Source organism: Thermorhabdus hydrogeniformans (assembly GCF_049310025.1).
GTDB lineage: Bacteria > Bacillota > Thermosediminibacteria > Thermosediminibacterales > Tepidanaerobacteraceae > JBJYKD01.
Map to the genome: position 1 here is coordinate 1 of NZ_JBJYKD010000058.1, position 6,395 is coordinate 6,395.

At 48.5% G+C, this 6,395-nt stretch carries 6 protein-coding genes; all 6 read right to left on the reverse strand.

Going from position 1 to position 6,395, the window contains the following annotated elements; translation table 11 throughout:
- Window positions 1–456: 456 nt before the first annotated feature.
- The gene (locus tag ACKX14_RS15280) at window positions 457–1,785 is read right to left on the reverse strand and encodes a glycoside hydrolase family 26 protein (protein ID WP_422449183.1); all 1,329 of its coding nucleotides are present in this window, start codon (window positions 1,783–1,785) and stop codon (window positions 457–459) included.
- Complete coding sequence (locus ACKX14_RS15285; protein ID WP_422449185.1) at window positions 1,782–3,635, reverse strand: FAD-dependent oxidoreductase; 1,854 nt, start codon at window positions 3,633–3,635, stop codon at window positions 1,782–1,784. The genes ACKX14_RS15280 and ACKX14_RS15285 overlap by 4 nt, the downstream gene beginning before the upstream one ends.
- A complete protein-coding gene (locus ACKX14_RS15290) occupies window positions 3,632–4,996 on the reverse strand; it encodes a stalk domain-containing protein (protein WP_422449187.1) in 1,365 nt (454 codons plus the stop codon). The genes ACKX14_RS15285 and ACKX14_RS15290 overlap by 4 nt, the downstream gene beginning before the upstream one ends.
- 194 nt (window positions 4,997–5,190) lie before the next feature.
- Entirely contained in the window at window positions 5,191–5,529 is a 339-nt protein-coding gene (gene mazF, locus ACKX14_RS15295; protein ID WP_422449189.1) for an endoribonuclease MazF, read from the reverse strand.
- Window positions 5,523–5,756 carry an AbrB/MazE/SpoVT family DNA-binding domain-containing protein gene (locus ACKX14_RS15300; protein ID WP_422449191.1) on the reverse strand — a complete coding sequence of 78 codons (234 nt, stop codon included), beginning with the start codon at window positions 5,754–5,756 and terminating at the stop codon, window positions 5,523–5,525. Before ACKX14_RS15300 ends, mazF begins: the two co-directional genes overlap by 7 nt.
- Before the next feature lie 165 nt (window positions 5,757–5,921).
- The gene (locus ACKX14_RS15305) at window positions 5,922–6,083 is read right to left on the reverse strand and encodes a GNAT family N-acetyltransferase (protein WP_422449193.1); all 162 of its coding nucleotides are present in this window, start codon (window positions 6,081–6,083) and stop codon (window positions 5,922–5,924) included.
- Window positions 6,084–6,395 lie beyond the last annotated feature (312 nt).

Sequence of the window (6,395 nt, forward strand, 5' to 3'; positions counted from 1 at the left end):
CCAGCCTTCGGCCGCTCTCCACGGCCTCCTCGTGACCGCTCCTGTAATATACCATATCTCCTGCCGCGTTTTCAAATGACAATATCCGTATTTAGAGGTTTTTAATGCTTTATATTCGCTTTAAAATATTTTATGCTCCTCATAGCTCTCTTATGCTCAGGCTTATGAATTAATTAACCGCCGCACAAAAAATATTCTGCCACCTGATTTACCATCTCTTTTTTAATTAAAATACCACCGATGGCATCTTTTCTCAACGGTTACAAGACCCGCGTTAAGAAACTTTTTTTCATGATCATCGTTCGGGTTCCGATTTACTTCTCATCTTCCAGCCGGTTCTCAGGTGATCAGATTTTATGTGCGATGTGTTTTAGAAATAAAAAAATGCCCGGTAACGGGCAATTCTCCATTCCGGACACAGCCGGTTCTCTGTTACGGCTATCCGATAATGCAGTGTCATTTTGCTATTATCATAACTTTGTTTTCTCCATCGATTTGTTTCCTGTAACCCAGTTCTGCCAGCAGCGGGTCTGCCGCCACATATGATTTTTCGTTTATTTTAATTTCTCTTAAGCCGCCGATAAGCGTCTGCCCGCCCGGGCCGGTCACCCGGCAGGATTTGCCCTCTTCAACAAGTTTTACCGGCAGGTATCTTTCCAGGTCGGAGGGGCTCAAATACAGATTTCCTCTTTCATCGACATAAGCCCCGTCTTTTGCGTTAAAAAGCTGGGGAACTGTTTGTCCTTCCCGGTTTTCTTTCACTTCCGTCAGAAAGTGGGCATCGGCTATGACTTTTTTGTATGTGTTAAGCACTTCTTCGTTGTCGGTTATGGCGTAATTATTTATCTTCCTTCCTTGGGGGGCGTTAAGCAGGTTGTTTACGTCAAAATAAAATATCGCCTTTACCCGGGGATACCATCTGGCAAGGCCGGTATACATCCTCTCGATCTTGCTTTTTGCAAACTCGATGTGATCCCTGTCGTCGGTGACGCTGTAGTGTGTGGCGCCGTATTCGGAAATCTGGATGGGCTTTCTGTCGCCGAACATATCGTAAACAAAATTCAGAAGTTCCAGCGGATCTTCATGATCGGCCTTTTGCTTTATATCGTTGTTGTGATATACCACATTGTATATGTTGACCCCGACCCAATCCACATACTCGTCGCCGGGATAGTAGAGAGGGATGGTTTTCTGGGGAAAGGTGAACACGGTCCATACCATCATGACATTCGGCGCTTCTTCCTCCATAACGTCATGTACCAGTCTCCATTTTTGGATGTACTTTTCGGGGTCCCCGGTGTATCTGGGCCAGGCGCCGTTCATCTCCGAAGCGTAGCGGAGGAATATGGGGACGCCGGTCCTGGCGGCGGCTCTGGCAAAGCCCCGCAGATATTCGTCGTCTTTTACGCCGTCCAGGCCCTGGTTGGGCTCAAAGGCGATGTGGGGGGCGGCTCCGGCCGAAATCACCTGCTTCACCCACTCTTCGGGAAATGGCTGCCCGTAACCCACGTATCGGAAGAAGGCGGCGTGTTTTTTGCCGGTCAGTTCATTGAATTTCTTCATGCTGTAGTTTATATATGCATCCTGAAGCACGTAAGCGCCTGCATATGCCCCTTTTTCGGGCTCGTACTTTGCCAGGCGGTAATCCTTTTGAAAAAAGACTCTGTAATCCGCCGGCCTTACTATGCCCGGCGAAGTGACCGGACCGGATGCACGTGAAAAGCCGCAGGCCTGCAGCATGAGCGTTACCGTGATCGTTAAGGCGGTCAAAAAAAACTTCTTCATCTTCTTTTCCTCTTTTCAAGATGCCGCACCAGCCCGTCCACCAGTGCGTAAGCCTCCGCGTTGGTGAGAAATTCCCGCTGTTTTTCCACCCGCAGGTAGGTTGTTTCATCTATGATATTTTCTTTCAAAAGCTCTTTGTAACTGCTGTAATCGCTTCCCAGGATCCTGTTTATTATCTGAATATAATCCCTGCCGGCTATGGGCTGATTGAGGTCAAACCCGTCCAGCACGTGCATGTCTATCCGCAAGGGCGAGTTGTAATTTATAAGGATAAACATGCGCCGAAAGGTATTGGCTGTGGCGGTTTCATCCAGGCGGTAGTCGTTATAATACCCCTTGGAGAGCATGGCCCTGTCTCTGAGGCGCTGGATGTATGGATAAGCCCAGCTTTTCATCTCCGGCTTTTCCACTTTTATGGGGCTAAGATCCACTCCCTGTTTTGTGAGGATGTCCCGTATTTCCCGGATCATCTCATCGCTGTGCGCCATTTCCCGGAAGGTCACTTTCTTTTCGATGGCAAGTTTAGCCGCAACTCCCGCCGCCTGGCCCAGTGCCATACCTACCGGCACGGTTCTGGCACTGCCGTGGGCCACCGCATCGTAGCTTGCGCTCCGGCTGGCCACCAAAAGCCCGTCCACCTTTTTTGGCACCATGACCCCCAGTGGAATGCCGTAGGGGTTGATGCCATTTAAGGCGCAACCGGTCTGGCCCTTTTCCCGGGCCTGGATGTCTATCGGATAGCTGCCGAAGGCCACAGCCGTTTCCTGGTTTCTGTTTTCAAAAACATCTTCAGCCGTCAAAGTGTATTCACCCTCGATATGCCTGGATTCCCGAACGTAAAGCTCCGGGGCCACACCGGCCAGTTGGGCGTTTTCAAAGCCGGGGGCGTTTTTTCGCATGAATTCTATTATGCCCGGCAGTTCGGCTCGGGCCCTTTCGATAGCTTTAATTTTTTCCTTTTCATCCAGGGGGTTTAGATGAAAGATCTGAAGCGCATTGATAACCACGGTCCCGTCTTTCTGCCTGCCGGCGTTCAGCCCTCTTATCTGGATATGGGGGTCTTTCGTGGGTGCTCTGAACATCACCTCGTACCCCCAGGCGCTCTTATCCGTGGCGCCGCTGTACGGATTTTTGTCACCCTGAAGGTAGGAAACAACTCTTTTCCAGTTGACGTTTTTTACAGAAAACACGAGGGTGGTGGCTCCCACCTCGCCGGGAAATCCCAGGTCTTCTCTTCCGAACTTATACGGCACACCACTCATGGCGGCAATATCGGCATCCTGGGTGGAATCGATCACCACCTGTGCCAGGGCTCTATAAGCTTTGCCTTTCCTTTTGAAGGCAATCCCCCGAACAGTATTTCCATCCATGATGGGCTCCACTTCCGAAGCCTCGAGCAGAACCCTTACCCCGGCCTCTTTCAGCATATCCTCAAACACCTTCCTGGCCGTGGGTATATCGAAGGCCACATCTCCTCCAATGCGCCGGTGAAACTCGCTGAAAATCCCTTTGTTGACCACTTCTCTGGTTTTTTCACTCTTATAGTTCATATCAAGGGTGTTGAGCCATCCCACGGTGTAAAGCCCCCCCACCCTATCCCGCCGGTCCACCAGCACCGTCTTAAGCCCGTTCCTGGCGGCGGAAACTGCCGCGGCTATTCCTTCGGGATCGGCTCCAACCACCACCACCTGGTAGTTCAGCTCCCGGGGATTTGAGAACGTGTCTATACCGGCCGGCTGCCCGCCCGGTCCCCCGTCGCCGCCGGGTCCGGCGGAAACTTTCCGCCCCGCACATCCCGGTGTGTAAAATGCAACAAGCGCTATCAGTAACACCGAAATCCACTTCTTCATAAAGTTTCTCCTCTCGCCAGCACCACTTTAATCAAATTTTCGCCTTCATCCCATACTACCCCGTATCCCACGGCCCGGGCCGCTTCCCGCAGCGGAAAATAGGCTGTCCCGTTCAAAATGAACGTAGCTTTTGACCCTCTGAGGGCATTTTTATATGACTCCACACTAAAGATGGCAGTCCTGCCGCCTTTTCTTATTGTAATCCGGTTTTTCTCCGGGTCCCATCTCACCGAAGCCTTCATGTATTCCTCCAGCACCCGGGAGGATACAAAAGCCCTGCCTCCGGCAATGCGGACGCCGTCTCTGACGTGCATCAATTCTCTGTCGGCCCTGCCTTCCAGGTTTGGACCTATATCGCTTAAAAAGTGAGGGTCTTTGATCAAGGCCGAATAGGTCTTTAAAATCCTGTCATTGTCAGTAATGGCGTAATTATTTATCCTGCGCCCTTCGGGGGCGTTGACCAGGTTGTTTACATCAAAATAGAATATGGACTTGACCCTGGGATATCTGGTCTTTATGCCGCTGTACATGCGCGTTATCTTTTGCACTGCAAAGTCTTCGTAATACTTGCCATCGGTTATGGTATAATGCGTGGCGCCATATTCGGAAATCTGGATGGGTTTTCTCCGGCTGAAGGTGTCGTAGACGTAATCCAGAAGTTCCAGCGGGTCTTCGTGAGAAGCCCTGTGTTTTATATCGTTATTGTGGTAAACCACATTGTATATGTTTACTCCAACCCAGTCCACGTATTTGTCGCCGGGGTAATATTTTTTTATGGTGGACTGTGGGAATGTGAATACGGTCCACACCATCATCACATTGGGAGCTTCCTGCTCCATCACATCATGGACAAGCCTCCATTTTTCTATGTACTTTTTTGGGTCCCCGCTGTAGGCGGTCCAGTTGCCGTTCATTTCCGAAGCGAATCGCAAAAATACCGGTATACCGGCCTCTTTCAGCTGTCTGGCAAATCCCCGTAAATATTCGTCGTCCTTCACCTTATCCAGACCGTCGTTGGGCTCCCAGGCGATGTGGGCCGCCGCTCCGACCTCCTTTAACTGGTCTATCCACCACCGGGGAAACTTGTGGCCGTAACCCAGGTAGAGGAAGAAGGATGCATGCTTTTTCCCCGTAAGGCGGTTGAATTCCTTCATGTCCCCATTTATCAGGGTATCCTGATACACATAGGCTCCAAGATATGCGCCTTCGACGGGCTCGTATTTCGCAAGCTTGTAGTCGTCCACTTCAATCAACACCCTTATGTCGTCCGGCCTTTGTTTCAAAAGGGGCTCAGCTCCAATAGACGGCGGCCAGGCCAGCAAAAAAATCAGGCTCCAAATGACAAATTTTAATCCCTTCATGCTGCAGTACCTCCCGTTATATTATGGGCCCTTTTTTAACCATCTTACTTATTGGACGTAAAGTCCGCAAAAAAGTTTCAGGGATGTGAAGTTTTTTAAAAAACTTTTATCGGGTTTAAGGTTTTCCTCAAGGCACATCGTGACCATATATCTTCACATCCCGGTCTCTTAAATACGCCGCCTGCTTTCGAAATTTAAATTAATACTCTGAGTTTGTCAATCACATCCGCAACAACTTGCGCAGGAGCTTCACATATATATTCTGCATGGCGCGCCCGCCAGTCAAGGCTTTTAATCTGGTCCGCCAGCACGACTCCCGAAACTTTTAAATCGTCCGGCAGTTCCACTTCGAAAGGATAACCTTTCTTTTTTGAAGTGACAGGGCACATGAGGGCAAGACCAACTTTCCCATTATAAAGCCCCGGTGATATTATAAGTGCCGGCCTTCTGCCGGCCTGCTCATGTCCCGTCTGAGGATTTAACTCTATCCAGACAATGTCGCCCCGGTCGGGTACATATTCCTCCTTCACCATTCTTCACGCCCCACCGGTCTGCCGGTATCTATTTCACCATGAATATTTTGTGGGGTAACCTGGGACATAAGCTTTTCCAGACTGTAACGTTTTTTTCGGATAATAATTGCACTGTCCTTCAGCTGGAGCTCTACCGGCGTCCCTTCAGTTAGACCAACTTTTTGAGCCAGTACCTTTGGGATACGGATGCTCAAGCTATTTCCCCATTTTTTAATGCGGGACTGCATATTTATCACTCCACGTTTATACAAAGTATATACAAATAGTATATACAATTTTTAAATTAATTTCAAGCTGGTCAAAAAGATAACAAATATATATTTTTTTAGGAGAGAATGACATTTTCATTATCTTCGGGTACCGACTCTGTGGAATTGATTTATAACGGTATATTAAATAGCCTTTTCCATAATGTACCACATGCCCATATCTTTAAATCCCAGTTTTTTATATATGCGGCCGGCTTCCGGGTCGTCATAAAAAAGGCATACTCCCCTGCCCTCACTTACTAAATCCTGACACAATTTCGTGATGCACGCCGATGCCATACCCATTCGCCTGTTCTATTTTTAAAAAGTCCATTACCGCCGCCATGTCCTGTAAACAAAGTTTTTTAATCACGTTTTAAACCCCATTATCAAATTTGAGCCAACGATAATTTCTTATTTCACATTTTAGCATAATTTAACTTTCATATAAACCATGACATATCAATGGACCTAGCGTATTCTCCAAAATACTTTTGGATAAAATAAAAAATCTACCTTAATTTTATAAGGTAGATTTCAAAATTTTAATCCCGGCAGCGACCTACTCTCCCGGGGGATGACCCCAAGTACCATCGGCGCTGGAGGGCTTAACCTGTG

Excerpts from the sequence above, each read along its gene's own strand:
- ACKX14_RS15280 (WP_422449183.1), bottom strand. The coding sequence starts at position 1,785 with ATGAAGAAGTTTTTTTTGACCGCCTTAACGATCACGGTAACGCTCATG.
- ACKX14_RS15285 (WP_422449185.1), bottom strand. The coding sequence starts at position 3,635 with ATGAAGAAGTGGATTTCGGTGTTACTGATAGCGCTTGTTGCATTTTAC.
- ACKX14_RS15290 (WP_422449187.1), bottom strand. The coding sequence starts at position 4,996 with ATGAAGGGATTAAAATTTGTCATTTGGAGCCTGATTTTTTTGCTGGCC.
- mazF (WP_422449189.1), bottom strand. The coding sequence starts at position 5,529 with ATGGTGAAGGAGGAATATGTACCCGACCGGGGCGACATTGTCTGGATA.
- ACKX14_RS15300 (WP_422449191.1), bottom strand. The coding sequence starts at position 5,756 with ATGCAGTCCCGCATTAAAAAATGGGGAAATAGCTTGAGCATCCGTATC.
- ACKX14_RS15305 (WP_422449193.1), bottom strand. The coding sequence starts at position 6,083 with ATGGGTATGGCATCGGCGTGCATCACGAAATTGTGTCAGGATTTAGTA.